The 25,237-nt window shown below is 77.2% G+C and carries 18 protein-coding genes and 4 pseudogenes; 7 read left to right on the top strand and 15 right to left on the bottom strand.

The window, feature by feature from the left end; translation table 11 throughout:
- Positions 1-89: 89 nt before the first annotated feature.
- The 3 genes and pseudogenes from L6E17_RS26550 to L6E17_RS26540 all read right to left on the bottom strand — a co-directional run bounded on the left by L6E17_RS26550 (position 90) and on the right by L6E17_RS26540 (position 2,644).
- Positions 90-1,218: pseudogene (locus tag L6E17_RS26550) on the bottom strand (DUF2786 domain-containing protein).
- Positions 1,215-1,610 (bottom strand): helix-turn-helix domain-containing protein, encoded by a 396-nt coding sequence (locus L6E17_RS26545; RefSeq protein WP_236243220.1) that lies wholly within the window; start codon positions 1,608-1,610, stop codon positions 1,215-1,217. The pseudogene L6E17_RS26550 and the gene L6E17_RS26545 overlap by 4 nt, the downstream one beginning before the upstream one ends.
- Before the next feature lie 119 nt (positions 1,611-1,729).
- Complete coding sequence (locus tag L6E17_RS26540) at positions 1,730-2,644, bottom strand: NADP-dependent oxidoreductase (protein WP_236243288.1); 915 nt, start codon at positions 2,642-2,644, stop codon at positions 1,730-1,732.
- A 145-nt stretch (positions 2,645-2,789) separates the two neighbouring features.
- Between L6E17_RS26540 and L6E17_RS26535 the strand changes: the two genes are divergently transcribed.
- Together L6E17_RS26535 and L6E17_RS26530 are read left to right on the top strand one after the other, a co-directional pair.
- Positions 2,790-4,058 (top strand): LuxR C-terminal-related transcriptional regulator, encoded by a 1,269-nt coding sequence (locus L6E17_RS26535; RefSeq protein ID WP_236243219.1) that lies wholly within the window; start codon positions 2,790-2,792, stop codon positions 4,056-4,058.
- Between the two features lie 412 nt (positions 4,059-4,470).
- Complete coding sequence (locus L6E17_RS26530) at positions 4,471-6,168, top strand: bifunctional 3'-5' exonuclease/DNA polymerase (RefSeq protein ID WP_236243218.1); 1,698 nt, start codon at positions 4,471-4,473, stop codon at positions 6,166-6,168.
- A 16-nt stretch (positions 6,169-6,184) separates the two neighbouring features.
- On the opposite strand, the gene L6E17_RS26525 is transcribed toward L6E17_RS26530, so the two are convergent.
- The 4 genes from L6E17_RS26525 to L6E17_RS26510 form a co-directional block, all read right to left on the bottom strand.
- Positions 6,185-7,225, bottom strand: coding sequence for a hypothetical protein (locus L6E17_RS26525; RefSeq protein WP_236243217.1), 1,041 nt, complete (start codon positions 7,223-7,225; stop codon positions 6,185-6,187).
- A 380-nt stretch (positions 7,226-7,605) separates the two neighbouring features.
- Entirely contained in the window at positions 7,606-8,136 is a 531-nt protein-coding gene (locus L6E17_RS26520) for a SigE family RNA polymerase sigma factor (protein WP_236243216.1), read from the bottom strand.
- Between the two features lie 132 nt (positions 8,137-8,268).
- A complete protein-coding gene (locus L6E17_RS26515) occupies positions 8,269-8,661 on the bottom strand; it encodes a rodlin (protein ID WP_236243215.1) in 393 nt (130 codons plus the stop codon).
- 136 nt (positions 8,662-8,797) lie between these two features.
- Positions 8,798-9,187 (bottom strand): rodlin, encoded by a 390-nt coding sequence (locus tag L6E17_RS26510; protein ID WP_236243214.1) that lies wholly within the window; start codon positions 9,185-9,187, stop codon positions 8,798-8,800.
- Between the two features lie 203 nt (positions 9,188-9,390).
- On the opposite strand from L6E17_RS26510, the gene L6E17_RS26505 reads away from it, so the two are divergent.
- The 4 genes from L6E17_RS26505 (at position 9,391) to L6E17_RS26490 (ending at position 12,027) form a co-directional block, all read left to right on the top strand.
- Positions 9,391-9,774 carry a DUF6479 family protein gene (locus L6E17_RS26505; protein WP_236243213.1) on the top strand — a complete coding sequence of 128 codons (384 nt, stop codon included), beginning with the start codon at positions 9,391-9,393 and terminating at the stop codon, positions 9,772-9,774.
- A 143-nt stretch (positions 9,775-9,917) separates the two neighbouring features.
- Complete coding sequence (locus L6E17_RS26500) at positions 9,918-10,817, top strand: hypothetical protein (RefSeq protein WP_236243212.1); 900 nt, start codon at positions 9,918-9,920, stop codon at positions 10,815-10,817.
- A complete protein-coding gene (locus tag L6E17_RS26495; protein ID WP_236243211.1) occupies positions 10,787-11,254 on the top strand; it encodes a cytochrome P450 in 468 nt (155 codons plus the stop codon). Before L6E17_RS26500 ends, L6E17_RS26495 begins: the two co-directional genes overlap by 31 nt.
- A 539-nt stretch (positions 11,255-11,793) precedes the next feature.
- Complete coding sequence (locus L6E17_RS26490) at positions 11,794-12,027, top strand: chaplin (RefSeq protein ID WP_236243210.1); 234 nt, start codon at positions 11,794-11,796, stop codon at positions 12,025-12,027.
- 172 nt (positions 12,028-12,199) lie between these two features.
- On the opposite strand, the gene L6E17_RS31220 is transcribed toward L6E17_RS26490, so the two are convergent.
- Positions 12,200-14,836, bottom strand: a complete 2,637-nt coding sequence (locus L6E17_RS31220) for an FAD-dependent oxidoreductase (protein ID WP_308315940.1) — start codon at positions 14,834-14,836, stop codon at positions 12,200-12,202.
- A gap of 366 nt (positions 14,837-15,202) precedes the next feature.
- On the opposite strand from L6E17_RS31220, the pseudogene L6E17_RS26475 reads away from it, so the two are divergent.
- Positions 15,203-16,506, top strand: a pseudogene (locus tag L6E17_RS26475) (glycosyl hydrolase).
- 41 nt (positions 16,507-16,547) lie between these two features.
- On the opposite strand, the gene L6E17_RS26465 reads toward L6E17_RS26475, so the two are convergent.
- The 7 genes and pseudogenes from L6E17_RS26465 to L6E17_RS26435 form a co-directional block, all read right to left on the bottom strand.
- Positions 16,548-17,723, bottom strand: coding sequence for a GNAT family N-acetyltransferase (locus tag L6E17_RS26465; RefSeq protein ID WP_374109151.1), 1,176 nt, complete (start codon positions 17,721-17,723; stop codon positions 16,548-16,550).
- Complete coding sequence (locus tag L6E17_RS26460; protein WP_236243209.1) at positions 17,720-18,439, bottom strand: lipopolysaccharide biosynthesis protein; 720 nt, start codon at positions 18,437-18,439, stop codon at positions 17,720-17,722. The genes L6E17_RS26465 and L6E17_RS26460 overlap by 4 nt, the downstream gene beginning before the upstream one ends.
- Positions 18,436-19,553, bottom strand: a pseudogene (locus tag L6E17_RS26455) (glycosyltransferase). Before L6E17_RS26455 ends, L6E17_RS26460 begins: the two are co-directional and overlap by 4 nt.
- Entirely contained in the window at positions 19,550-20,299 is a 750-nt protein-coding gene (locus L6E17_RS26450; RefSeq protein WP_236243208.1) for a polysaccharide deacetylase family protein, read from the bottom strand. Before L6E17_RS26450 ends, L6E17_RS26455 begins: the two are co-directional and overlap by 4 nt.
- A gap of 10 nt (positions 20,300-20,309) precedes the next feature.
- The gene (gene murJ, locus L6E17_RS26445; RefSeq protein WP_236243207.1) at positions 20,310-22,487 is read right to left on the bottom strand and encodes a murein biosynthesis integral membrane protein MurJ; all 2,178 of its coding nucleotides are present in this window, start codon (positions 22,485-22,487) and stop codon (positions 20,310-20,312) included.
- A gap of 110 nt (positions 22,488-22,597) precedes the next feature.
- Positions 22,598-23,979: pseudogene (locus L6E17_RS26440) on the bottom strand (O-antigen ligase family protein).
- Entirely contained in the window at positions 23,979-25,127 is a 1,149-nt protein-coding gene (locus L6E17_RS26435; protein WP_308315939.1) for a sugar transferase, read from the bottom strand. Before L6E17_RS26435 ends, L6E17_RS26440 begins: the two are co-directional and overlap by 1 nt.
- Positions 25,128-25,237 lie beyond the last annotated feature (110 nt).

The raw sequence follows: 25,237 nt of genomic DNA, 5'->3' as shown, positions 1-25,237 counted from the left end.
CTGCGGCGCCGCCTGGCCGGTCGCCATGGGCGGGGCCTTCGTCGGCGGAACCAGGCGGCACCGCCGCCGCCCCCCAGGGCGCGCAACGCTCAGCCGTCCGGGAGCGCCGCACGGTCAGGGCCGGTGGCGGCGCGGTCCGCGGCGGCCGTGCCGTGGTCCCAGCCCGCCCGGTCCGTGGCGCCCCGGACCCGGGTGCTCACCGTGTCGGGGAACATCCGGTCCGCCCGCGCGGCCACGGCCACGTCACGCGCGGCCAGCACCGGCAGCAGCGTCGGCGCCTCGGCGGACACCCGCCGGGACGCCGACGCCAGCCGATCGCCCAGCCGGTGCGCGTAGGCCAGCAGGAAGGACTGCCGGAACGTCTTCGTGCGCTTCCGGCCGCCCTTCCGCTGGGCCGCCTCGGCGGCCGTCATCGCGGTGTCGCCCTGCACCAGGAGCGAGGTGTACAGCACCTCCACCGCCTCCAGGTCGGCGGGGAAACCCACCACGGTGGAGAAGCCGAAGGCCTCGTTCCACACCGCGCGGCAGCGGTTCGCGGCGGCGACCGCGTCCAGCAGGATCGCCTTCGCCGCCTCGTAGGGCGGGTCGACCCCGATCCGTACCGCCGCGGGCTCGTCGGCCGTGCGCGCCCGGCCGGCGAGCGCGGCCTCGTCGAGGCGGTGGCGGGCCATCAGCTCCTGCGCCTTCGCGGTGAACGCCTCCGCCTCCTGCGGGTATCCGGTGGCCTCCGCCTTGGCGAGCAGCGCCCGGATGCGCGCGAGGGTCCGGGAGTCCCCCGGCACCGGCACCGTCACCGGCGCGCCCCCCGGGGGCGGACCCACCGGTTCCAGCGCGGGCAGCCGCGTGAGCAGCCGGTACACCTCCAGGACGGCCGTCGCGTACGAGAAGCGGTCCGCCGACCACGGCGCCAGGGCGGCCAGCTCCTCCACCTGCTCCCGCCAGCGCGGCGGCAGCTGCCCGTACCGGGCCGTCTCGGCGCCGATCAGCGCGGAGAGGAGCCGTACGTGCCGGTCCTCCAGATGCCGTCCGGCCAGCCGCACCACGTCGGCGGGCTGCCAGCCGCGCCGCCACGCCCGCGCGAGCAGCTTCCTCGCCGTGCCGGGCCAGCGCCGCGTCCGCGCCGGGGTCGGCGGCGAGCAGGGAGGCGCCCGTGTCGAGGGAGGCGTCGTCGTCCCGGTACAGGGCGGCAGCGAGGGCGCGGTCCACCGTGGCGCTCACGGGGTGCCCTGCCGTTCGTCGCAGGCGCGGCGGGCCTCCGCGATGACCCCGCGGTGGGCGAGCGACCGGTCGGCCGGCGCCTTGATGGGCCCGGTCATGCTGCGGCCGGTCTCCGTCAGCACGTACTCGCCCTGCGGCGGCGCCACGGGGTGCACGGTCCGGGTGACCAGCCCGTCGCGTTCCGGGCGGCGCGGGGTGAGTGTCGGCGTGCGCTGCGAGATGCCGGGGGCGAGCCGCTGGAGCTCCCTGAAGCGCCGTATGCCGCCCGCGGGTCCGACCACGACGTGCGCGGTCGCCTTGTCGCCGAGGCGGTCCTGGACGTCCCGGACGCCGCAGTCCTCCGCGCAGCTCAGCCCGGCTTCCGTGGTTACCCCGGTGTGCCCCACCGACATCGAAAGTGCCTCCTTACGCGCGCGCCGTGCCCGCGCACCCCATGGTCGCAGCGAACGGGACCACGGACCGAACCTCGTGGAAGGGGGCTTCTCGATGCTGCTCGTCCGTCGGCGGCCGCTCAGACCGTGAGGACCAGCTTGCCGCGCACGTGGCCGCCCTCGCTCAGCGCGTGCGCCTTGGCGGCGTGCGCGAGGGCGAAGGTCTCGACGACGGGGACGGTGAGGCGGCCCTCGGCGGCGAGCTGCGCGTGCTCCGCGAACCACGCGGCGGCCACCTCCGGCGGGGTGCCGCCCGGGGAGAACGGGACCCCGTGGTCGGCGGCGCCGTGGTCGGCGATGGTGACGATCCGGTCCGTGGTGCCGCCGCGCAGCTCGATCGACACGGGCAGCGCGTTCCGCCCGGCCGCATCGAACACCGCATCGACGCCCTGCGGCGCGGCGTCCCGCACCCGGTCGGCCAGCCCCTCCCCGTAGGCGACGGGCACCGCGCCCAGGTCCCGCAGGTAGGCGTGGTTGGCCGGGGAGGCGGTGCCGACGACGGTGGCACCGCGCAGCGCCGCGAGCTGCACGGCGGCCTGGCCCACGGCTCCCGCCGCGCCGTGCAGCAGCAGCGTCTCGCCCTCCCGGACGGCGAGCAGGTCGAGCACGCGCCGTGCCGTCTCCGTGGCCACCGGCAGGGCGGCGGCCGCCTCGAACGACACCCCGGCGGGCTTGCGGGCGAAGGCGCCGGACAGGGCGTACTCGGCGTAGGAGCCGGTCGCGGCGAAGCCGAACACCTCCTCCCCCACGGCCACGTCGGTGCGGCCGGGCCCGACCGCGTCGACGACGCCGGCGAGTTCCAGGCCGGGCACGGCGGGGAACGTCGTCGGGAAGAACTCCTGGAGCAGGCCGCTGCGGATCTGGCAGTCGGCCGGGTTGACGCCGGCCGCGACGACCCGGACCCGGACCTGGCCGGGGCCGGGCTCCGGCAGGCCGGCGGTGCCGAGGCCGAGGACGTCCGGCCCGCCGAACTCGTGGTGGACGACGGCGCGCATCCGCATGACGTGACTCCCTGTGATCGTTTCCGGTGTACGGCTCCATCGTGGACCGCCGCCCGTACCAACCGGGCTGATCTGTCGGCCAGTTCGACCTGGCCGGAAGGACAGGCGCCCGCTGCGCGCGCGTCCCTAGGCTGGGCCCATGGACGTGATGCCGGACTCCACGGCGGTGGCCGCACTGACCGCCGCGTACGACGTGATCCGCCAGCCGCTGGGCGCGATCCTGCCGCGCCTCTCGGAGGTGCTGGCCGCGACGGTCCCGCACCGGGCGGCCGCCGAGCTGTCGACGCACTGCGCGCACTCGCCGCTCAAGACGCACGGCGAGCCCGGGCTCACCGCCCGGATCACCACGGCCGACCTGGCCCCCCTGCTGGCCTCCGGTGTGCCCGGCCGCCCCTGGCAGGGCACGCTCGACCTGGCGGGCGCGGAGCACCCGGTGCTGACCGTGACGAGCGACGCCACCCCCCGCGGCGCGGTGCTCCTCCTCGTACGGCCGGACGGCTCTCCCGTGGGGCCGGAGGCGCTGGCGGTGGTGCAGGCGCTGTGGGACCTCGTGACGGGCCACTTCGAGCGGTTCGCCGTGGAGGCGGAGCCGGGCGCGCTGGCCCGGTCGGTGGCGGCTGCCGGCACCCGTGCGCGGGTCATCGCCGAGCTGGGCGAGGCGCACGCGGCGGCCCTGACGGGACTGCTCGGGGTGCTGCGCAGCCGCCACCTGGACGACGCCGCGGCGCGCGCCGCCGCCACGGACCTGGCCGTGTCGGCGCTGGTGGAGCTGCGGGCGCAGGCGGAGCGGGACCAGCAGATCGCGGAGGAGCCGGCCGACCGCGCCTTCGAGCGGCTCGCGGAGTCGCTGCGGCCCCTGGTGCGCTACAGCCCGGTGCGGCTGGCGTTCGCCGGCCCCGGTTCGACGCGGTCCCTGCCGGCCGACGTGGCGCACGCGGCGCGGGCGACGGTGCGGGCGGTGCTGATGCGGGTGCTGGAGCAGGAGGGCGTGGACCGCGTGCACGTGGGCTGGCGGTTCGCCGAGGGGGACCTGCACGCGACGGTACGGGACGACGGGCCGGGCACCCTGACACCGGCCGACCTGGAGGGGGACCGGGTGCGGGAGCGGCTGGGGGTCCTGGACGGGCGGGTCGAGGTGGAGGCGGTGCCCGGCTGGGGGACGACGGTGACGGCGGTCGTCCCGCTGGGCGGCGCGGCCCCGGACCCTGCGCCGCAGCCGCTGACCGTGCTGGGCGAACGGGAGCTCCAGGTGCTGGCGCGGCTCGCGCAGGGCCGGCGGAACCGGGTGATCGCGCAGGAGCTGCACATCAGCGAGTCCACCGTGAAGTTCCACGTGGCGAACATCCTGACGAAGCTGGGCGTGGGGTCGCGGGGCGAGGCGGCGGCGCTGTTCCACGCGGCGGCGTAGCGGGCCCCGGCGACCGGCTTCCCCGGGCGTCCCGTCCGCGTGCCGGCCCCCGCGGCCGTCCGCCCGACCGCGCGTCCGGCCCCTCCGAGCGCCGCCCGCCGGCCGCCGCCCGCCGGGCACGGCAGCCACGCGTGACGCATGCCCGGCCGCCGCGGCCCCGTCCGCCCGACCACCCGCCACCCGCCGCCCGCCGACCGCCGACCGCCGACCGCCGACCGCCGACCGCCGACCGCCGACCGCCGGCCATCGTCCGCCTGGCCGTACGGCCGCCGGCGAGGCCGTGCCGTCCCACCGCAGCGGAACTGCCGCCCGCCTGGCCGTACGGGTGTCCAGCCGGGCCGAACGGCGGTGCGCCGCGGCCCGGCGCACCGCTTCCCGGCCGCTGTCAGTGGCGGGTGCGACACTCGCAGACGTGAGCGAACGGTGGGCTCTGCACGGGGTCGAAGGGGGCGGGGCGCGGCTGGTCCCCCTCGGTCCCGACGGCCTGCCCGCCGGGCCGGTGCGGGAGGAACCGGACCTGGTGGAGGCGGTGCGGTCCCGTCCCTCGGTCGGCCGGTGGGTGTGGCGGTCCACGGCCGAGGTGTACCCGCGGCTGCTGGCGGCGGGGGTGCGGGTGGAGCGGTGCTACGACCTGGAGGCGGCGGAGCAGCTGCTGCTCGGCCACGAGGGGCGGCTCGGGGAGCCCCGGTCGGCGGCGGCGGCGTGGGCGCGGCTGCACGGCCGCCCCGTACCGCCGGACCCTCCGGCGAGGACGCCGGAGCCCGGCGCGCAGTCCTCGCTGTTCGAGGCGCGGCCGACCGGTCCCGAGGTGCCGTTCGAGGGGCTGCTGGAGGTCTACGCCGCGCAGCAGCGGCGGCACGGTGCCGCCGAGCACCCGGACCGCATGCGGCTGCTGACGGCGGCCGAGTCGGCCGGGGCGCTGGTGGCGGCCGAGCTGCACCGGGCGGGGCTGCCGTGGCGGGCGGACGTGCACCGGCAGGTGCTGCACGAGCTGCTGGGCGGGCGGTACGCGGGCGGGGGCGAGCCGCGCCGACTCGCGGAGCTGGCGGACGAGGTGTCGGCGGCGTTCGGCCGGCGGGTGCGGCCCGACCTGCCGGCCGACGTGGTGAAGGCGTTCGCGCAGGCGGGGATCCGGCTGCGGTCGACGCGCCGCTGGGAGCTGGCCGAGGTCGACCACCCGGCGGTCGGGCCGCTGCTCGCGTACAAGACGCTGTACCGGATCTGGACCGCGCACGGCTGGGCGTGGCTGCAGGACTGGGTGCGGGACGGGCGGTTCCGGCCCGAGTACGTGCCGGGCGGCACGGTCAGCGGCCGGTGGACCACCAACGGCGGGGGCGCGCTGCAGATCCCGAAGGTGATCCGGCGGGCCGTCGTCGCGGACGACGGCTGGCGGCTGGTGGTGGCGGACGCGGACCAGCTGGAGCCGCGCGTACTGGCGGCGATCTCCCGGGACCCGGGGTTCATGGAGGTCGCCGGGCACGGCGGCGACCTGTACACGCGGCTGTCGGACCGGGCGTTCCCGGGCGGCCGGGAGGAGGCGAAGCTGGCGCTGCTCGGCGCGGTGTACGGGCAGACCAGCGGGGACGGGCTGAAGAACCTGGCGGCGCTGCGGCGCAGGTTCCCGCGCGCGGTGGCGTACGTGGACGACGCGGCGCGGGCGGGCGAGGAGGGCCGGCTGGTGCGCACCTGGCTGGGGCGTACGAGCCCGCCCGCCGCCGGCGCCGGGGACACCGGCGAGGCGGGGCTGCCCCAGGAGGCCGGCGAGGGCGCCCGAGAGGCGGACGCGGACGGGTACACCCCGGGGTACGCCTCCCTCGACGCCCGCGCCCGGGGCCGGTTCACCCGGAACTTCGTGGTGCAGGGCAGTGCGGCGGACTGGGCGCTGCTCATGCTGGCCGCGCTGCGCCGGGCGACCGCGGGGATGCGGGCCGAGCTGGTGTTCTTCCAGCACGACGAGGTGATCGTGCACTGCCCCGCCGAGGAGGCGGAGGCGGTCACGGAGGCGATCCGCGCGGCCGGCGACCTGGCCGGGCGGATCGCGTTCGGTGACACGCCGGTGCGCTTCCCGTTCACGACGGCGGCGGTGGAGTGCTACGCGGACGCGAAGTGAGGGGCCGTCCGGCGGGTCACTCCGTCAGCTCCCGCCACTTGTCGCTGGTGGCGAGGGCCTGCAGCTGCTCCATGTCGAGCGCGGGCAGGGCGCGGGTGGCGTCCTCGTGCTGCGCCGCGGTGTTGAAGGCGGAGACCACGACGCGGTAGCCGCTCGGCCTGAGCGTGTCGACGCTCCACCACACCACGTCCTTGCCGCCCTTCTCCCCGGCCTGCCGGACCGCACGGACCTTGGTGCCGTCGGGCAGGGTCGTGTACGAGCCCGCGGGGAAGAGGGCGGACTCCTCGCCGCCCATGCGGGATTGGGCGTTCACCTGCACCAGGCTGCGGCCCCTCCCGTCGTCGACGACGGCGTACGCGTACGCGCCCTCACCGCCGGTGCGCACCCGGGTGAGGTCCTCCGGCAGCAGGGACAGGAAGAGGGGTTTCACCGCGGCCGCGTCGAAGCCGCCGCTGCCCGCCGTCTCGTCCGGGCCGGCACCGCCGCCTCCCGTGCCGGTGCCCGCTCTCCCGTCGGACGTGTCCGGCCCGTCCTGCTGCCCCGCAGGGTCGGGGAGGTGGTCGAGGACCGGCTTCCAGGCGTCGGCCGAGACGACGGCCTTCATCTGCGCCGGGGTGAGGGGCGGTTCGGCCCTGGAGGCTGCGGAGCCCTTCTGGGCGGGCGCGTTCCAGGTGTTCAGGTCGACGACCAGGCCGTCCGGGTGGACCAGCGACGCCCGCCAGTTCTTCGTCTCCTCCCGCTTGTCGGGGTACTCGTACCCCTTGAGGACCATCAGCCGGGCGCCGCCGGGCAGGGTCTCGGTGGTGCAGTCGTCGTACGGGACGACGGCCGCGTCCGGGCAGCGGCTGTAGTCGCCGTCCCCCCGGGGCCCGCGGAAGAACGCGATACCGACCGCGGCCCTGCCCCTGCCGTCGTCGAACACCCCGGAGGCCATCGGCCCCTCGGCCGTGCCCTGCGCGACGGGCTCGGTCAGCTCGCCGCCCGGCAGCAGCGCCCGGAACGTCCTGAGCACCTCCGCGGCGCCGACCTCGCCGTCCTCCACCCTGGGCGGCGGCACGGCGGCGACCGGGGACCCCGTCCCCCCGGTCGGCCGCGGCGCTGGGCCCCGGCGGCACGGCCGCGACCGGAGGACCCCCGTCCCCCGGTCGGCGGCCGCGTCCGCCGTGCCGCCCCGCCGCCCAGCGCGCCCGCCGCGTAGGTGCCGCCGACGCCCACCAGGGCGAGGGCCAGCACCCTCCGGTGACCGCTCCGGCCCGCCGCCGCACCACACGGCGCCGCCCGCGGGCCGTTCCGCCCGCCACCAGTGCGTCGCCGTCCGGCGCGAAGGTGTCACCCGTGCGGCGCAGGGCGACCACGAGGTCGTCCTCGAACCGCTCGTCTTCCGGCATTCCAGCCCCCAACTGCGTGTCGCGGTGTGCATGGGTATGAACGAACGTTTCAGCGGGCGTACTCGGCGATGCCCCCGCCGAGCCGCTGCCTGAGCCTGCCCAGCGCCCGCACGGACCGGGTGCGCACGGCGGCGGAGCTGACCCGCAGCGCCCGGGCGGTCTCCTCCACGCTGCGGTCCTCCCAGTACCGCAGCACGACGACCGCCCGGTCCTTGGGCGGCAGCTCCGCCAGCGCACCGAGGAGCGCGACCCGCAGAGCCGGGTCGTCGTTTGCGGCGGGCGGCTGCGCGGCCTCCGGCAGCGCCCCGAGCGGCCGCTCCGTGGACGACCTGCGCCGCTGGTGGGTGAGGAAGGCGCGGACGAGGACGGTCTGCGCGTACGCCGCCGGGTCGTCGATCCGTACGGCGCGCCCGAACAGCCCGGTGCGGCCCCACAGCACGTACATCCGCCCCAGGGTCTCCTGCACCAGGTCCTCGGCGAGATGGGTGTCGCCGCTGGTGAGGAGGCACGCCGAGCGGAAGAGGTGGCCGGCCCTCCCCCGGGCGAACTCCGGGAACCCGTCCGTGCCGGTCCGTCCCATGCCCTCCCCCTCGCGCCGACGACGCCTCACCTCACTGACGCGGTGGCGCCCGGGAAATGTTTCACACCGCTTTCCGCGGTCCGGCCCGGCGCCCCCGCTGCGGGCCCGCCCATGCGCTCCGGCGGCGGGACGTCAGCCGCGGACGGCCGCGGACGCGTTCTCGGAGAGGACGTTCTCCAGGATGTGCGACAGGGCGCTGTCGCCCTTGACCGCGGTGGAGTTCTCCACGCACTGCTGGTCCTGGGTGTCGTTCAGGATGTCCTGGACGCCCACGTTGACCAGGGCGACGATGTTCTGGACGTCGGCCTGGATCGGGATGCCGAGGCACGGCTTGTTCAGGGTGCCCTGCACGAGGGACATCTGCGGGCTCATCTTCCCGCCGGTGACCGTGTTGCCGTAGGCCTGCTTCGAGAAGTTGCCGTTCTGGGTGTCGACCCCGTGGTCACCCGTGGCGGCGGCCATCGGCGCGCCCGCACCCAGGACGGCCGCGGCGACACCGGCACCAGCCAGAACCTTCTTGATCATGGTCGATCCTTATCGTCGAGAGACCCGGCGTACGGGTCGTCTGCCGCCACCCGCAGGTGGGGCGCATGGGGAGAGAGATGAAGCGAGGAACCGGCCCGCACGGCGCGAGACCGCGCGGGCCGGGTGGCGCGGTCCGTCAGCGGACGGCGACGGAGCCGTTCTCGGAGAGGACGTTCTCCAGGATGTGCGACAGGGCGCTGTCGCCCTTGACCGCGGTGGAGTTCTCCGCGCACTGCTGGTTCTGCGTGTCGTTGAGGATGTCCTGAACACCCACGTTGACCAGCGCCAGGATGTTCTGGACGTCGACCTGGGCCGGCAGACCGACACAGGGCTTGTTGAACGAGCCCTGAATGAGACCGATCTGCGGGCTCATGTAGCCGCCCGTCGTCGTGTTGCCGTAGTGCTGAGAGGCGAAGTTGCCGTTCTGGGTGTCCACACCGTGGTCACCCGTGGCGGCGGCCATCGGGGCGCCCGCGCCGAGCACGGCCGCGGCGACGCCCGCGGACGCCAGAGCCTTCTTGATCATTTGTGATCCTTCTCGTCGAGAACCCGGTCTCGGGTCGCTCTGACCAACACCGCGGCGCGGTTTAGGTTCCGCGAGGTCACCCGAAGAGCGCAATCAGCGAATACAGGCTGAGAATTCTTACGACGATCATCCCGACGGCATTGACGTCCGGGCCGCTGCGACCGGCGGCGTATGACGGCCGCTCCGGCGGGTACTCCTATTTTATGAATGGTTTCGTCTACCTCAGCGCGGAATTCGCGGCGCCCACGTTCGTACGGCACGGACTCGGGCAGCTGATCGCGGGGATCCTGCTCGTCGGCTTCATCATCGGCGCCTTCTGGCTGGGCCGGCGCATCTGGGTGAAGGAGGCCGCCCCGCCGAAGCCCGAGGAGCAGCCGCACCGGCCACCGGACGCCGGTCTGCCCGGCGAGGTGGAGGGCCACCGCAAGCCCGCGGAGGTGCCGCAGGGCGAGCGGCGGCTCATGCCGTACGAGCTGAAGCACGAACCGACCGAACCCGACACGTCGCCGCTGTCCGAGGACGAGCAGAAGTGGCGCGGCTCCCAGAGCGGCGGCTTCGGCAGCGGCGGGCCGATGACCGGCGGCTGACCCCGGCGGCGCGTGCGGTCCCCGGGCCCTCTTCCCCTCCAGGCCCGGGGGCCGCGCCGCCTGCGCCCCGGCACGCCGCGCAGCCCCGACGGGGGCGCGGACCGAGGGGCATGCGCCACGGGGGCGGGGGGACTCGGGGCGGTATGACGGAAGCAGAGGGCGCGCCGCGCACCGCCTCCGCGCGGGACGCCGCCCGGTTCGGTGCGGTGGTGGTCGCCCCCGCCCTCGCCGCGGGGCTCGTCCTGCGGCGCCGTACGGGAATGGCGCTGGCGGAGCGGTACGCGGCCGACCGGCGGGCGGTCCGGTTGCTCGGCGAGCTGCGGCGGCGCTACGGACCCGGGCCGCTGCGGGTCGACCTCGCCGGGCGGCGCTTCGCCGTCCTCCTGGACGCCGCGGACGCGCAGGCCGTACTGGCCGGCACGCCCGACCCGTACGCCCCCTCGACCGTCGAGAACCGGGCCGCGCTGGAGCGGTTCCAGCCGCATGGCGTGCTGGTCTCCCGCGGCGACGAGCGGGCCGCGCGGCGGACCCTCGACGAGACAGCGCTGGAGACCGGCAACCAGCTCCACAGCCTGGCGCCCCGCATGCTCCGGGCCGTGCGGGAGGAGGCGGGGCTGCTCCTGGCGGGCGTCTCCGCGAGCGAGGGCGAGCTGCGGTGGGACCGGTTCTCCGGGGCCTGGGCCGCGGCGGTCCGCCGGCTCGTCCTCGGGGACGGCGCCCGGGACGACACCGCCCTCACCGCCATGCTGGGGCGGCTGCGCACCGCCGCCGACCGGCCCCCGGCCTCCCCGGCCGGGCCCGCCTGCGGGACCCCTTCGACCGTCGTCTGCGCGCCCACGTGGAGCGGGCGGAGGCGGGCAGCCTCGCCGCCGCGCTCGCCTCGACGACGGCGGCCCCCGGCACCGACCCCGTCGGGCAGGTGCCGCACTGGCTGTCCGGGTTCGACGCGGCGGGCATCGCCGCCTACCGGGCGCTCGCCCTGCTCGCCACCCACGCCCCGCAGGCCACGCAGGTGCGCAACGAGCTCGCCGTCACGGACCTGACCGAGCCGCGCCCGCTGCCCTACACCCGGGCCTGCGTCCTGGAGTCCGTACGGCTCTGGCCGACGACGCCCTTCCTGCTGCGGGAGGCCGTCCGCGAGACCGCCTGGGGCGAGGGGACGCTGCCGGCCGGTACGGAGTTCCTGATCTACACGCCGCTCTTCCAGCGCGGCGGCCCCCTGCCCTACTCCGACCGCTTCACCCCGGAGATCTGGCTCGACGGCACCGCGGAGGACACCGCCGGCCTGTACCCCTTCAGCGCGGGACCGGGCGCATGCCCCGGCGAGGACGTGGCGCTGTTCGCGACCTCCACGCTGCTCGCCGCGCTGCTGGAACGCCACGCCTACCTGCCGGAGCGGCCCGGCCGGCTGCGCCCCGACCGGCCGCTGCCGCGCACCCTCGACCACTTCGGGCTGCGGTTCGCCGTACTGCCGCACTGACGCACGACCCCCGTACGCATGTCCGTACGTACCGGTGCGTACGGGACGGCTGTGACATCATGCGAAAGCCCCGCCACACGCTGTGAACGGAAGGGTTGGCATGGCCTCTGGCGCCGGAAAGTGGGAGCGCGTGCCTCCCCCTCCGCAGACCGGGACCGCGACCGCCTGGACCGGTCACGGGGGGACGGCCGCCGGCACCCGGACGCCCGGTCCGGCGCGCGCCGCCGACTCCGTCCCGCTCTTCTCCTCGCTCGCCCGCGAGTGGCGGGCCCAGGGCCGTGCCGTGCCGGGCGCGAGGGACCACGAATGGGACGCGCTGGTGCGCCGGCCGGTGTGGCCGCGGCGTTGAACCCGTCTACTGGCCACGCCCGCCGGGCCGTTGGCGTTCGAGTGAATCAAAAGCCCCGCGAGTTCAGCAGGTGTCTTTTCGGTTACGCATTCGTTGTGGTATTCGCGGCGGCAGCGGGGCCTCACCCGGGGCTCGTGGGTCACGAAATCCGTGGCAAGACTGACTTCCGCTGCGGAAAGGAAGCCGAGAAATGAAGTGCAAGAAGGCCGCTGTGGCCGTTGCCGGTATCGTCATGGCGATGGGCGCCGCCGCTCCGGCGGTCGCCGACGCGGGTGCCGAGGGCGCCGCGGTGGGCTCCCCGGGCGTGCTGTCCGGCAACGTCGTCCAGATCCCGATCCACGTGCCGATCAACGTCTGCGGCAACAGCCTGAACCTCATCGCGGGCCTGAACCCGACGTTCGGCAACGTCTGCATCAACGACTGACACCGCGCACCGCAAGCGGCGAGGCCGGCCCCGGAGGACGCTCCGGGGCCGGCCTCCGCGCATACCCGCCCGGCTCCCCGCCTGACCGCCGGCCCGGACCCGGAGACGCCCCCTTCCGCGTCCACCGGCCGGGCCCCGCCGCGTGCCGTGCGGGGCCACCGCCGGTCCCCGGTCAGGTCGCGAGCGGCGCCGCGCCGGTCGGCGCGGGGCGCGGGCGGGCCGCCGGCACCTCCGGCAGCCCGGGCTCCCGCAGCCGCCGCTCGACACCCCGCACCAGCCGCTCGGCCGTGTAGCCGGCGCCGTACACGAAGCGCATCGCCGGGCCGTACGACGGAGCGGTGAGCAGCCCGGCGAGGAAGAGCCCCGGGTGGGACGACTCGAAGCACGCACCGGCCTCCGGGGCGCCCAGCGCGCCGGTGGTGCGCAGCTCCTCCCGCAGCTCCTCCCCCAGCAGCCGCACCCGGTCGAGCCGGGGGGCGAACCCGGTCGCGGCGACCACGTGGTCGGTGTCCAGGGTGACGGGCTCCGTCCCCGGCCCAGCGGTGAGCGTGAGCCGCACCCGGGCGTCACCGCCCGCGTTTGTCGCCTCGGCCGCCACGACCGTGCGGCCGAGCCGCACGTCGGGGACCGCCTCGAACCGCTCCCGCAGCCACCAGGCGCCGGCGGGCCCGAGCGCGGTGCCGAACAGCCGCTCCCGGGTCGGGGCGGGCAGCCGCCGGAAAAGCCCGGGGGTGCGGGCGTAGAGGAGGTTCTGCCAGCCGCAGCCGAGGCCGGTGTGCGGGGCCCTGGCCGCCTCCAGGCGGCCGCGCCGCAGCGCGGGCGGCGCCGTGTTCCACACCAGGTGCTCCGAGCGGGCCACCACCCGGGCGTGCGCGCCCGCCTCCGCGAGCAGCACGGCGGTCTCCAGCGCCGCCTGGCCGGCGCCGACGACCGTCACGTCCCGGCCCGCGAAGCGCGCGAAGCCGGCGTGGTGGCTGCTGTGCGTCACCTGCCGGGGCATCAGGTGCCTCAGCTCGGCCGGTACGTACGCGAAGGGCCGGCTGCCGAGCGCGAGCGCGACCGTGCGGGCGCCGACCGTCTCCCCGTCGGCCGCGGTCACCGCGAACCGTCCGTCGGGCCGCGGGTGGACGGCCGCGACCGTGCGCGGGTCCACGGGGACCGGCAGGGCCTGCCGGGCGAACCACTCGCCGTACGCGGCGAAGAACCCGACCGGCAGCGGCCTGCCGTGCTCCGCGCGCACGCCGCGGGTGGCGGCGTACGCGGAGAGGCCGTACAGCCCGGCGGGGTCCGACAGGTCCGAGGCCCACGGCTCCGACTTGAGCAGCATGCCGGGCGGCATGCGCTTCCAGGAGTCCATCAGCCTGCCGAAGACCCGCAGGGACAGTCCGCGGGCCGCCGCGTGGGCGGCGACGGACAGTCCGTACGGGCCCGCCCCCACGATCACCAGGTCCACGTCGTCGTGCTTCGAGGCCACCTCTGTCGTCCTTCCTTCGTCACGGTCGGGGGGAGGGGGAGTCCTGCGCCGGGAGGGGGCGCTGCTGCGCGGGGATCCGCGCGCCCGGCCGGCCCGGCACCCGGCCCCGCCAGGCCCGGCGCAGCACCGCCCAGGCGCGCCGCGCCAGGTGGGCAGCCCACGCGCGGGCCATGGCGAGCGCGGGCACGGGGTCGTCCGACGCGTACCAGGCCCGCTCCGCGCCCCGCCGCCGCCCCACAGCCCGGTGCCCGTGCGGGCGCGGGGCCGGGGCGACGCGAGCAGGGACAGGGCGGCGTAGTTCTCCACGACGAACCGGCGGCCGTACGAGCGGACCAGGTCGGGCACCGGGCGCCCCGTCAGGTCCAGGTGCTGCGCGCGGACCACGTCGAGCCCCCAGGCGTCGGCGAACAGCCGGAACTGCGCGCCGGGGCGGGGGTTGAAGTCCAGCAGGTGGTAGGTGCCGGTGCCCGGGTCGAGGCGGAAGTCGAGGTCGGCGATGCCGCGGTAGCCGAGGGCGGACACCAGGTCGCGGGCGGTCCGCTCGACGGCCGGGTTCGGCGCCCAGACCCCGGCCGCGGTCAGGCCCGCGCCGTCCGGCCAGGAGCGCACCTTGCGGCCGGTCGCCGCGACCCCGCAGGCGCCGGAGCGGTCGCAGTACGCGTGGAAGAACCAGTCCAGGTCGCGGCCCGCGGGCAGGTACTGCTGGAGCAGGAGGGCGCTGCCGGCCTCGGCGCGGCGGCCGTACAGCTCGCGGACCTGGGCGACCGACCGGGCCAGGACCGTGCTGCGCAGTCCGGTGCCGGGCGGGAGCAGCCACGGGCGGCTCCACTTGGCGACGACGGGCAGGCCCAGGGCCGCGGCCATGGCGGCGGCCTCCTCGGCGTCGGCCGGGGCGAGGGTGCGGGGGTGGGGGACGCCGAGGCGCCGGCAGGTCGCGGCGAGGGACGCCTTGTCGGCCACGCGGGCGGCCAGACCTGACGGCTGGTCGGGCAGGAGGAAGCGGGCGGCGGGCCCGGCGGGCTCCCGGCGCAGCGCGTCCAGGGCGACGGCGGTGACGTCGTCCATCGCCAGCAGCAGGGCCGGTGCGCCGTCGAGCCGCTCGGCGACGCCCGCGAGCGTCCGCCGAAGGTCCGTCAGCCCGGCGGTGGCAGGCCCGGGATGCCAGTGGCGCACGTAGCGGGAGCGGGCCACCGGTCCCGCGGGCCGGCCGGTCACCACGTGGACCGGCACACCGGCCCGGCCCAGTGAGCGTACGGCCCCCAGCGTGCCGTGGTGGAAGGGGTTGCGGTCGCACCGCAGGAGCACGGCGGCGACGCGGGTGTCGAAGAGCGGCACGGAATGTCCTCGTGTCAGTGCCCCAACCGGGCGATGAACTCCACTGATGGCCTAGGAAAATGCGGGACGGACGTCCCGGTCGGATCAATAGGAATACTTTTGGTCCACGCGGTGCGCACACTGCCCGGAAAAGGCGGGACCGCCGCGGGGATCCGACGGGGACGACGGATTGCGCGGACACGGCGGGACCGGCGGACCCGGCTGGCGGACGCGGCGGCGGGACCGGAGGAATTCCGGCGCCGCCCGGCCGCCGGACGGAAAAGGCGGTCGGGGCCGGCGGGCCGACGGGCCGGCGCCCCTCCGGCGGGTCCGCCGCCTCGCCGGCCCGCCGACGGGCCGGACGGCGGCACGAGGAAGGAGACGGTGATGCGGAACGGCGGACGGGCGACGTGTACCTGGCTGGGGGTGTTCACCGCCGGCCTGCTGGTCTCCTGCTCCGTGGTGTCGGCTCCCGGCCACGCGGCGGACTTCCCCGCGGCCCGGGACCCGGTGGCCACCGGGGAGACGGCGCTGGGCGCCTACCTCGACTACGGCCCGGGCGGCATCCGGCGCATGGCGGAGCTGGAGGAGTGGCTCGGCGGCACCGAGCTGCGGGTCGGCCACACCTACCTGCCCGGCGACCGGTGGTCCAACATCGCGGGCAAGGCGGGCTTCCTGGAAGCGTGGGCGCAGTGGCGGCGGGAGCGTGAGGACCGGCTGCTGGTGCTCAACGTGCCGATGCTGGAGCGCAACGAGAGCCGGCTGCCGGACGGTCTGGTGCGGGCGCTGCTGCGGCGTGGCGCCGACGGCCTGTTCGACCACCACTTCCGCGCGCTCGCCGAGCGGCTGGTGGGGATGGGGGCGCCCGACACCGTCATCGTCCTCGGCTGGGAGATGAACGGCTCGACGTACAGCCACCGCTGCGGGCCGGATCCGGACGCGTGGAAGAGGTACTGGAAACGCATCGTCACCGCCATGCGCGAGGTGCCCGGCCAGGAGTTCCGGTTCGACTTCGCCCCCAATCGCGGACGGGACGCCATTCCGTGGACGCAGTGCTATCCGGGTGACGACGTCGTGGACATCGTGGGGATGGATTCCTACGACCAGCCGCCGGGCCGGACTTTCGACGAGCAGGCGAACGAACCGTACGGGTTGCGGCATCACGTGGAATTCGCCGCGGCCCACGGAAAGCCTATCTCCTATCCGGAGTGGGGCCTGTTCCGAAACGGCGACAATCCGGAGTACATGCGCCGGATGCTCGAATGGATCAACGAGCACAAACCGGTGTACCACTCCATCAGCGACTACTGCCCGCACGGCGTGTGGCAGTGCCGCGCGAACCCGCGGTCCTCGGAGGTCTTCCGGTCGGAGCTGTACGGCCTGACGGGGCCCCTGGAGCCCCTGGAGCCGGTGGAGCCCACGGAGCCCGGCGAGCCGGGTGAGCCGGTCGAGCCGGGTGAGCCCGTCGACCCCACCGAGCCGGTGGAGCCGACGGTGCCCGCGGAGCCGACGTGGCCGGCCGACCCCGCGTGGCCCGTGCCCGAGCCGGAGCCCGAGCCGGTGCCGGAGCAGCCGCCCAGCGGCCCGACGAGCCGCCGTGCACGCCGATCGACCTCGGCCCGTGGGTCCAGAAGTGGCTCGACGAACCGGTCTGCGTCCGCTGGGACTGGTGGGAGCGCCTCTGGTCCTGACCCCGGCCGGCCGCCGCGGTGGCGGCGGGGTACGGGCGGCCTCACCGCCCCGTGCCGCCACCGCCCCGCAGCCGCCGCACCCAGCCGCGGTCCCGCAGGCGGTCCGCGGCGAGGCGGCGGCAGCGGGCGTACCCCGCCCGGAGCCACAGCGCCGGCGCCGTCCGCCGGCGGGCCAGCAGCAGCCGCTGGTTGGCCACGGGCTCCGGTCGCCAGTGGTGCTTGTAGGGCTCCTCGCCGCGCAGCAGGCTCAGCGTGCCCTGCCCGTTGCCGGCGGCCGCCCCGGCGCACGTGCGCAGCAGCAGCGTCGCGATGTCCACCTTCAGCGACCGCAGCACCGGGTCGGCGCCGTACAGGTACCCGCCGCACAGCCGGGGTGACATCAGCGTGAGGTCCACGGCCACCACACCGCGCTCGGCGTCGCCGCGCAGCCGGAACTCCGTCACCTGGGCCTGGCCCGTCTCCGCCATGGCCGCCACGGCCCGGCCGAGGTGCTCCGCGAACCGCCGCGTCAGGTGCTCGCGGGTCACCGCCCGCCCGGCCCACTGCCGCCGGTGCAGGTCGAGGAGGCGGGCCACGGCCTGCGGCACCTCCGCCGCGGGCACCGTGCGCGGGACGACGCCCTCGCGGTCGATCTTGCGCAGCTTCGCCCGGGCCCGCTGGGCGCGGGACGCGGGCAGGCGGCCCGCCAGCTCGTCGACGGGCCGGGCGGGCAGCTCCATGCACACGGAGTCGGGCAGCCGCCGGCGCGGACCCGTCCACAGGGCGTGCAGCCGCTCGGCGGCGGCGCCGGGCCGCACCTCGCGCAGGTCGATCACGGCGGTGCGGGCCAGTGCGGCGAGCGCCCCGGCGAGCGCGGCCGCCGCCTCGGGCCGGTCGTCGTCGACGAGCACGTCGCCGTAGTCGGTGATGGCCCCGCCGAGCAGCACCAGCGCGGGTACGGGCCCGGGGGCCAGCCACAGCGGGGCGGCGGCGAGGAGCCGCCCGTCGGCCGCGTCCCGCACGAGCACCACGCGCAGCCGCCCGGGAATCCCGTACGACAGCCACCACGACGACAGCCAGGCGTGCGACTGGAACGGCGTGGCGGTGCGGCACCGCCCGTGCAGGTCCTGCCAGTCGCGGGCCAGCGCCGCGAACTGCTCCGCGTCGCGGCAGACGGTGACGGCGGGGGCCGTGCGGTCCGCGGCGGGCGGCTTCCTGAGGGTGTCCGCCGCGCTCACACGGACTCCGGCTGGGGCTGCGCGGCCGGGCTCGGGGCCGGGACGGTGGCGGTGCCGGGGGCGGTGTCCGCCGCGCCCTCCTTGCGGCGGGGGCGGACCAGCAGGGCCAGGCCGCCGAGGAGACCGCCCGCGCTGGCCCCGACCAGGGCCGCCAGGGCGGGCGACGGCGACACGGGGCTGGTGGGCCGGGTGGCCCGGGCGAACTGGACCACGCGCACATTCGTGCTGGTCTCCGCGTGGCTGCCCTTCTGCACCAGGGCCCGCGCGACGCTGTCGGCCATGGCGGCCGCCGTGGCGGGGCGGGTCGAGCGCGCGGTGAGGGAGATCATCGGGGCGTCCGGCGAGGTCGCCGCCTGCACGCTCGCCCGCAGCACGGCGGGTGACACCCGGGCCCACACCGCGGCGTCGCCGGCGACGGCGATGTCGGTGGCGACCCGGCCGTACGCCTGCGCCAGGCCCATCGCCCCCGCCGGGTCGGACCGTTCCGCGGGGACCACCACCACGTAGCTGGTCGCCGCGTACTGAGGGGTCTTCAGCAGCCCGTAGCCGCCGCCGGCGGCCAGGCCGAGCAGGACCGCGCCGGGGACGATCCAGGCCGGGCCGGGCCTGCGCAGGCGCTCCGCGCGCGGCAGGCGGCGGGCGACGCGGCGGCTGAGCCTGGCGAGGCGGCGCCTCAGCGGCAGGAAGGTGCGCGGGGTCGGTCGCGGGCTGGTCATCGGTCACTCGTTTCTCTGGTGAGTCTCGGGAGGGGTTCGCTGTAGAGGGTCATCAACTGGCGGGCGCTGCACGCGATGTCGTACCGGCGGGCGGCCGGCGGCACCGGGAGGCGGCGGGCGCCCTCCGCGCGGGCCTCGCGCACCGCGGCCGCCACGTCGGCGGCGGTGCCGCCGATCCGCCGCGCGCCGGGGGCCTCCCCGGGCGGCAGGTCGTCGAGGGCCGGGCAGGCCACGTACCGCGCGGGCAGCCCCGCGGCCAGCGCCTCGACGACGGCGAGGCCGAACGCCTCGTCCGCCGACGGCGACACGAACACGTCCATGGCGGACAGCAGCCCCGGCAGCTCCCCGGCGCCCACCGCGCCGGCCCACACCACCCGGCCGGTGACGCCGCGGGACTGCGCGAGGCGTTCGAGCCGCGCCCGCTCGGCGCCCTCCCCCACCAGGAGCAGCCGGACGTCCGGGGGCAGTTCGGGCAGCGCGTGGATGAGGGTGTCGAAGCGTTTGCCGGGAGCGAGACGGCCGACGCCCCCGACGACGTACGCGTCCGGGGCGAGCCCGAGCCGCCGCCGGGTGGCGTGCCGGGCCGCCTCGTCGTGGGCGAACCGGGCCGCGTCGATGCCGTTGGGTACGACGCGGACGCGGGAGGGGCGCACCCCCAGTCCGCGAGCCGGCGGGCCACCGTGTCGGACACGGCGACCGTGGCGTGGCCGAGCCGCTCGGTCGCGAGGTACAGAGCGCGGGCCCCGGCGCTGAGGGGCCGGCCCTCGATCTGCGTAGCGCCCAGCGAGTGCTCGGTGGCGATGACGCGCCGCACCCCGGCGAGCCGGGCCGCGAGGCGCCCGTACACGCAGGCCCGGTAGAGGTGGGTGTGCACCACGTCGTACCGGCCGCGGCGGATGAGGCCGGTGAGCCGGGGCAGCGCGGACAGGTCGCGGTTGCCGCGCATGCCGAGGTGGGCGACGGGGACGCCGTCGGCGCGCAGGGCGTCGGCGACGGCGCCCGGGTTGGTCAGCGTGACGACGCTGCTGTGCACCGGCAGGTGGCCGACGAGCAGCCGCAGCTGCTGCTCGGCGCCGCCGATGCCGAGGCCGGTGATGATGTGCAGGACCCTCACGACACGGCCGCCGGGGTCTGCGCGAGGTTCGCGGGGGCGCGGCGGCGCAGCCGGTGCAGGCGGCGCTTCGCGGCGAGCCGCCAGGCGGTGTCGCGCTGCCCGACGTGGACGCGGGGCAGGGCGAGGACGCCGGCGAGCTCGGCGCCGGGGTCGATGGCGCAGCCGTACGCGTAGCCCGCGTCCCGCACGGCGGCCAGGACGCGGGCGTCCACCTCCCCGTACGGGTAGCAGAAGCCGGCCGGTGCCTGGCCGGTGAGGACGCGCAGCTGCTCCCGGCTGCCGTGGACCTCGGCGCGCAGGGTGGTGTCGTCGGCGCGGGTCAGGTGCGTGTGGCGGCTGCCGTGGGAGGCGACCTCCATCCCGGCGTCGACGCAGCGGCGCAGGTCGGGGGCGGTCAGCAGCGGCTTGCGGGGGCCGAGTTCGTCCCACGCGTTGTCCTCGGCGAGGCGGCCGGGCAGCACGAAGACGGTGGCGGTGCAGCCGTGCCGGTGCAGCAGCGGGACGGCCTGGTGGAGGAAGTCGGCGTACCCGTCGTCGAAGGTGAGCCCGACGAGGTCGTGTGCGGCGCCGCGGGCGGTGGCGTCGAGCAGCTCGCGCACGCTGACGCCGCGCAGCCCCCGGGCGCGCACCCAGCGGAGCTGGGCGTCGAGCCGGCCGGGGGTGACGGTCACCTCGTAGGGGTCGTCCCTGTCGTCGTCGACCGAGTGGTACATCGCGATCCAGGGAGGCGGTGTGCGGCCGGTCATGGCTGAGCCTTCACTGTGCGGAGCGGGCGGGGCGGGAGCCGCCGGCGTCGTCCGGGCCGGCGGGCGCGGAGGGGGAGCCGGGGGCGCGGAAGGGGGACTGGGGGTGCGGAAGGCGGATTGGGGGTGCGGAGCCGGTGGTTTCGGGCGGGACGGGGCCGGGGGCGGCGGGTGCCGACCCGGCGCCAGCGGAGGCGGCGCGGCCGGCGGGCGCGGAGGGCGCAGCACCCGCACCGGCACCGGCACCCGCACCGGCACCGGCACCCGCACCGGTGCCCCGGACCGCTCCGCCGCGGAACCGGGTGCGCGCGGCGGAGCCGACGAGGCGGGCGGTGCGGGCGGGCAGGACCGGGGCCAGGCGCCTGGCTGCCCGGAGCAGGTCCGGCACCACGGGGGCCCGTACCGCCCGGGCGGCCGCCAGGAACACGGCGACCGCGACGGACCCGGCGAGCAGCACCCCCGGCAGCGGCGGGGCCTCCTCGGTCCGGGCGGCGGCGAGGCCCCCGGCAGCGGTCGCGGCGACGGCGGCGACGGCCAGCCGCGCGAGGCCCCCGGCGACCCGGCGGGCCGACAGCGGGATCCCGTGCCGCCGTACGCCGTGGAGCAGCAGGGCGGCGGCCGCGGTGATCCCGGCGGCGTTGGCGAGCGCGATCCCGGCGGCACCCAGCGAGCCCACCCACAGCGCGCCGAGCGCGGCGTGCACACCGACCCCGAGGAGCATCGCCCCGGCCGGGAACCACAGGGGCCGGGAACCGGAGAAGTACACCCGCACCAGGGCGCCGACCAGGGCGTGGCCGAGCAGGCCCAGGGCGTAGACCCGCATGACGGAGGCGGTCGCGGCGGTGTCGCCGGCGTGGAACGCCCCGCGCTGGAAGAGCAGTTCCACGATCTGGGGCGCGGCCGCGATGACGGTGGCGGTGCCGGCGAGCACGACGACCCCGGCGAAGAGCAGGTCGCGTTCGGCCCGGCGGCGGGCGGCGGCCAGGTCGCCCGCCGCGATGGCCCGGGCGACGACCGGGAAGCTGACGGTGCACAGCATCAGCGACAGCACCATGGGGAGCTGGGCGACCTTCTGGGCGTAGTTGAGGTGCGAGATGGCCCCGGCGGGCAGGGGCGCGGCGAGGAACCGCTCGACGAGGACCTGCGACTGGCGGGCGACCGCGAAGACGATGACGGGCGCGACGAGCGCGAGGACGAAGGCCCCGGCCGCCGGTACGCCGCCCCGGTCGCCGTCCGCCGCCGGTGCGCCGCCCCGGTCCTCCGGCCCCGCCGGTGCGCCGCCCCGCCCGTCCCCGGGCGCCGGTGCGCCGCTGACGTCCTCCGCGCCCACCGGTGCGCCGCGCTCGTCCCCGGGCGCGGCGGCCTCGTGCCGGCCCGCCCGCAACCGCCGTACCAGAGACGGCCCCTGGACGAGCGCCATGAGCACCCCGCCGACCGCGACGCCGGCGACCGCCGCCCGTACGCCCCAGCCGGGGCCGAGCAGGACGACGGCGGTGATGATTCCGACGTTGTAGGCGACGTAGATGGCGGCCGGTGCGAGGAAGCGGCCGTGGGCGCGCAGGGCGGCGCTGAAGTACCCGGCGAGGGCGAAGGACAGCACGCAGGTGGCGGTGAGCCGGGTGCAGTCGACGGCCAGCTCCTGCCGGGGCAGGCCGGGCGCCAGCAGCGGTACGAGCGCGGGCGCGGCCGCCGCGAGCAGCGCGGCGGCCGCGGCGGCGCCGAGGACGGTCCGCGGCAGCGTCGTGCGGACGAGGCCGCGTACGGGGTCGGGCCCGGGGCCGGGGGCGGCGCGCAGGGCGAGGGCCCGGCTGAAGGCCGGGACGAGGAGCAGCGCCATGGCGTCCTCGATGAGCAGCGTGGAGGCGAACTCCGGCACAGTCCAGGCGACGAGGAACGCGTCCGTCTCCGGCCCCGCGCCGAAGGTCCGGGCCAGCAACTGGTCGCGCACCAGCCCGAGCAGCGCCCCGGCGGCGGTGAGCCCCGCGGTGACGAGGGCGGCGCGGGCCAGCGGCCCGCCCGCGCCGCGCCGCGCCGCCGGGCCGCGTCCGCGGGTGTCCCGGGGCAGGTCGCCGGGGCCTGGTGCGGTCGCCGCCGCGCCGGGGGCTCTCCCTCGGCGGCGGGCTCCCGCACGTGGGGGCGGGCGGGCGCGGGGTCCGCTCCTCCCGGACTTCAGCCATGGCGGCCCCCGCATGCTCCTCCCGGGCCCCGGTCCGGGAGCCCCGCGCATCCTCCCGGGTCCCGGCCGCGCGGTCCCCTGCACGCTCCTGCCGGGTCCCGGGCCGGCAACCCCCCGCACGCTCCTCAGGCACGGCGGGCCTCCGCCGGCTCCGCGCCGGGGCCGACGGCCCACCAGGCGGCGACGCCCAGCAGGACGGCGGTCAGGACCGTGGAGGGTCCGCCGATGTCCGCGTACAGGAAGTCGACCAGCTGCCAGGTGAGCAGGCCCACGGCGACCAGGCCGCAGTCGAGGCCGGTCCCGCGCCCGCGGCGCACGGCGAGCAGCCGCCGCACCGCGCACACGGCCAGCGCCAGCCACCCGCCGGCGAGCGCCAGCAGCCCGAGCAGGCCCTGCTCGCTGAGGACCAGCAGGTACATGCTGTGCGGGGACAGCAGCGGCTGCCGCTGGTAGCCCATGCCGGCGCCGGCCGTCTCGCTGCCGGACGACAGCGCCAGCGAGGCGTGGCCGTCGCGGTACTGCGGGAAGCCCTTCAGGCCGACCCCGGTGACCGGCGAGTCCCGCCAGATGCCGACGGCGGCCGCCCACATGGTGTAGCGGTCGCTCACGGACCGGTCGGGCGCGTCCGCCACCTGCGTGATGCTGACGAGGCGCTCCTCCACCATCGCGGAGCCGATGCCGAAGCCGCCCACGAGCACCACACCGGCCGCCGCGGCGGCGAGGGCGGCAGCGGCGGCGCGCCGCACCCCGGTCAGCAGGAGCTGCGCCCCGCACGCGGCGGCGGTCGCGATCCAGGCGCCGCGGCTGAAGGACAGCACCAGGGGCACGGTGAGGAGGGCCGCGCAGCCGAGCGCCACCACCCGGGCGCGGGTCCCGCGGCCGCCGAGCGCCAGGCCGACGGCGGCGACGATGCCGAACGCGACGACCGTCGCCATGCCCATCACGTCGGTCGGCCCGAAGGTGCCGACGGCGCGGATGTCCTCGCCCATGTACGAGGCCCCGGTGCCGGTCGCGTACTGGACGACGCCGATGCCGCCCTGCACGAGCGCGAGCCCCACGAACGCCCAGGCGACGGCGGCCAGGTCGCGGCGGTCCCGGACGGTCAGCACCACGGCCGCCGGGACCAGCACGAAGACCTGCAGGTAGCGCACCAGTCCCGGCAGGCTCGCCGCGGGGTCGTGGGAGGCCGCGGCGGCGGCGCAGAGTCCCAGCACCGGCAGGCCGAGCACGGCCGCGGCGAGGGGGTGAGCGGCCGGGCCCGGGTGCGGAGGAGGCGGATCGCGCACCACAGCACGAGGAGCCCGGACGCGGCGTCGGCGAGCGTGGCACCGCCGCCGGGGCCGCCCGCGGGCGGCAGGGCCAGCAGGGCGACGACGGCGAGCAGCGGCGCCAGGTGCAGGGGCAGCGGCGCCCGCCGCGCTCCCGCGGCCCGGGGCGGCAGCAGCCGGCGGGCCCAGGCGGGCGGCGCCCCGCCGGGCCGTGCGAGGGGGAAGGACAGCGCGGACATCAGCCACCCGCCGGTCGGATCAGGGTCGCCGCCGTGCGCAGCAGGATGCACACGTCCTGCCACAGCGACCAGTGGTCGATGTAGTGGTTGTCGAAGCGGCAGCGGTCCTCGATGGAGGTGTCGCCGCGCAGCCCGTGCACCTGGGCGAGCCCGGTGAGGCCTGCCGGCATCCGGTGGCGTGCCGCGTAGCCGGGGTGCATGCGGCTGAACCGCTCGACGAAGTAGGGGCGTTCGGGGCGCGGCCCGACCAGGCTCATGTCGCCGCGCAGCACGTTCCACAGCTGGGGGAGCTCGTCGAGGGAGGTGCGGCGCAGGAAGGAGCCGACCGCGCCGAGCCGTTCGTCGTCGGCGACGTTCCAGCGGGTGGCGGCCTCGTTGGCGTCGGCGGGCCGCAGGGTGCGGAACTTGAGGAGGGTGAAGAGCTGCCCGTCCTCGCCGACGCGCTCCTGACGGAAGAGGACGCCGGGGCCGTCGGAGAGCCGTACGGCGGCGGCGCACAGCAGCAGGACGGGCGCGGCGGCGACGAGCAGCGGCACGGCGAGCGCCAGGTCCAGTGCGCGCTTGGGGAGGCGGCCGCGGCGCGGGGCGCCGGGGGCGGGCAGGGCGCGCAGCTCGTACCCCCACAGGTGGCGGTGCATCGGGACGTGGCCGCCGCCGTGGGCGGGCCCGACCAGCCAGGTGGCGCAGCCGTGCCGGCGCAGCAGGGCGGCGAGTTCGGTGCCGCCGCGGGCCGGGCCGTCGTCCGCGGCGACGAGGAAGGCGTCGCGGACGCAGTTCTGGATGACGGCCCGCTGGATCTCCTCGGGGGTGGTGAGCAGCGGCAGGGGTGCCCGGGCCGTGCCCGGATCGGCCGCCGCGGGCTGCGGGATGTCCTGTGCCGGGGTGCCGACGACGCCGACGGGCCGCACGCCGTACTCGGGATGCTGGTGCAGCAGCGCGGCCAGCCGCTGGGCGGCGGGGGCGGGCCCGACGACGAGCGCGGAGCGCGGCTGGTTGCGGGCGGCGCGGCGGCGCCCGTGGTGGACGGCCGCGCGGCACACGGCCAGGGCCGCGAGGTGGGCGGCGTACCCGGCGGCGAGCGTGCCGGGTCCGAGGGCGAGGGCGGGCTCCCGGGCGGCGAGCAGGGCGGCGGCGGCCAGCCAGGCCACGGCGACCCGGCCGGCGAGCGCGGGCAGTTCGTCGAGGAGCGCGGCGGGGGCCTCGCGGCCCGGTACAGCCCGGCGGACGCGTGCAGGGCGACGGCGAGGACAGCGAGCGG

It is taken from the genome of Streptomyces sp. CC228A, from assembly GCF_021390935.1.
GTDB lineage: Bacteria > Actinomycetota > Actinomycetes > Streptomycetales > Streptomycetaceae > Streptomyces.
The sequence above is the reverse complement of the archived record's forward strand: the minus strand, read 5'-3'. Positions and strand labels throughout refer to the sequence as shown.

Bases quoted from the DNA above. Each gene is read 5' to 3' on its own strand.
- L6E17_RS26545 (WP_236243220.1), bottom strand. From the start codon at position 1,610: ATGTCGGTGGGGCACACCGGGGTAACCACGGAAGCCGGGCTGAGCTGC.
- L6E17_RS26540 (WP_236243288.1), bottom strand. From the start codon at position 2,644: ATGCGCGCCGTCGTCCACCACGAGTTCGGCGGGCCGGACGTCCTCGGC.
- L6E17_RS26535 (WP_236243219.1), top strand. From the start codon at position 2,790: ATGGACGTGATGCCGGACTCCACGGCGGTGGCCGCACTGACCGCCGCG.
- L6E17_RS26520 (WP_236243216.1), bottom strand. From the start codon at position 8,136: ATGGGACGGACCGGCACGGACGGGTTCCCGGAGTTCGCCCGGGGGAGG.
- L6E17_RS26515 (WP_236243215.1), bottom strand. From the start codon at position 8,661: ATGATCAAGAAGGTTCTGGCTGGTGCCGGTGTCGCCGCGGCCGTCCTG.
- L6E17_RS26510 (WP_236243214.1), bottom strand. From the start codon at position 9,187: ATGATCAAGAAGGCTCTGGCGTCCGCGGGCGTCGCCGCGGCCGTGCTC.
- L6E17_RS26505 (WP_236243213.1), top strand. From the start codon at position 9,391: ATGAATGGTTTCGTCTACCTCAGCGCGGAATTCGCGGCGCCCACGTTC.
- L6E17_RS26500 (WP_236243212.1), top strand. From the start codon at position 9,918: ATGACGGAAGCAGAGGGCGCGCCGCGCACCGCCTCCGCGCGGGACGCC.
- L6E17_RS26490 (WP_236243210.1), top strand. From the start codon at position 11,794: ATGAAGTGCAAGAAGGCCGCTGTGGCCGTTGCCGGTATCGTCATGGCG.
- L6E17_RS26460 (WP_236243209.1), bottom strand. From the start codon at position 18,439: ATGACCAGCCCGCGACCGACCCCGCGCACCTTCCTGCCGCTGAGGCGC.
- L6E17_RS26450 (WP_236243208.1), bottom strand. From the start codon at position 20,299: ATGACCGGCCGCACACCGCCTCCCTGGATCGCGATGTACCACTCGGTC.
- murJ (WP_236243207.1), bottom strand. From the start codon at position 22,487: ATGCGGGGGCCGCCATGGCTGAAGTCCGGGAGGAGCGGACCCCGCGCC.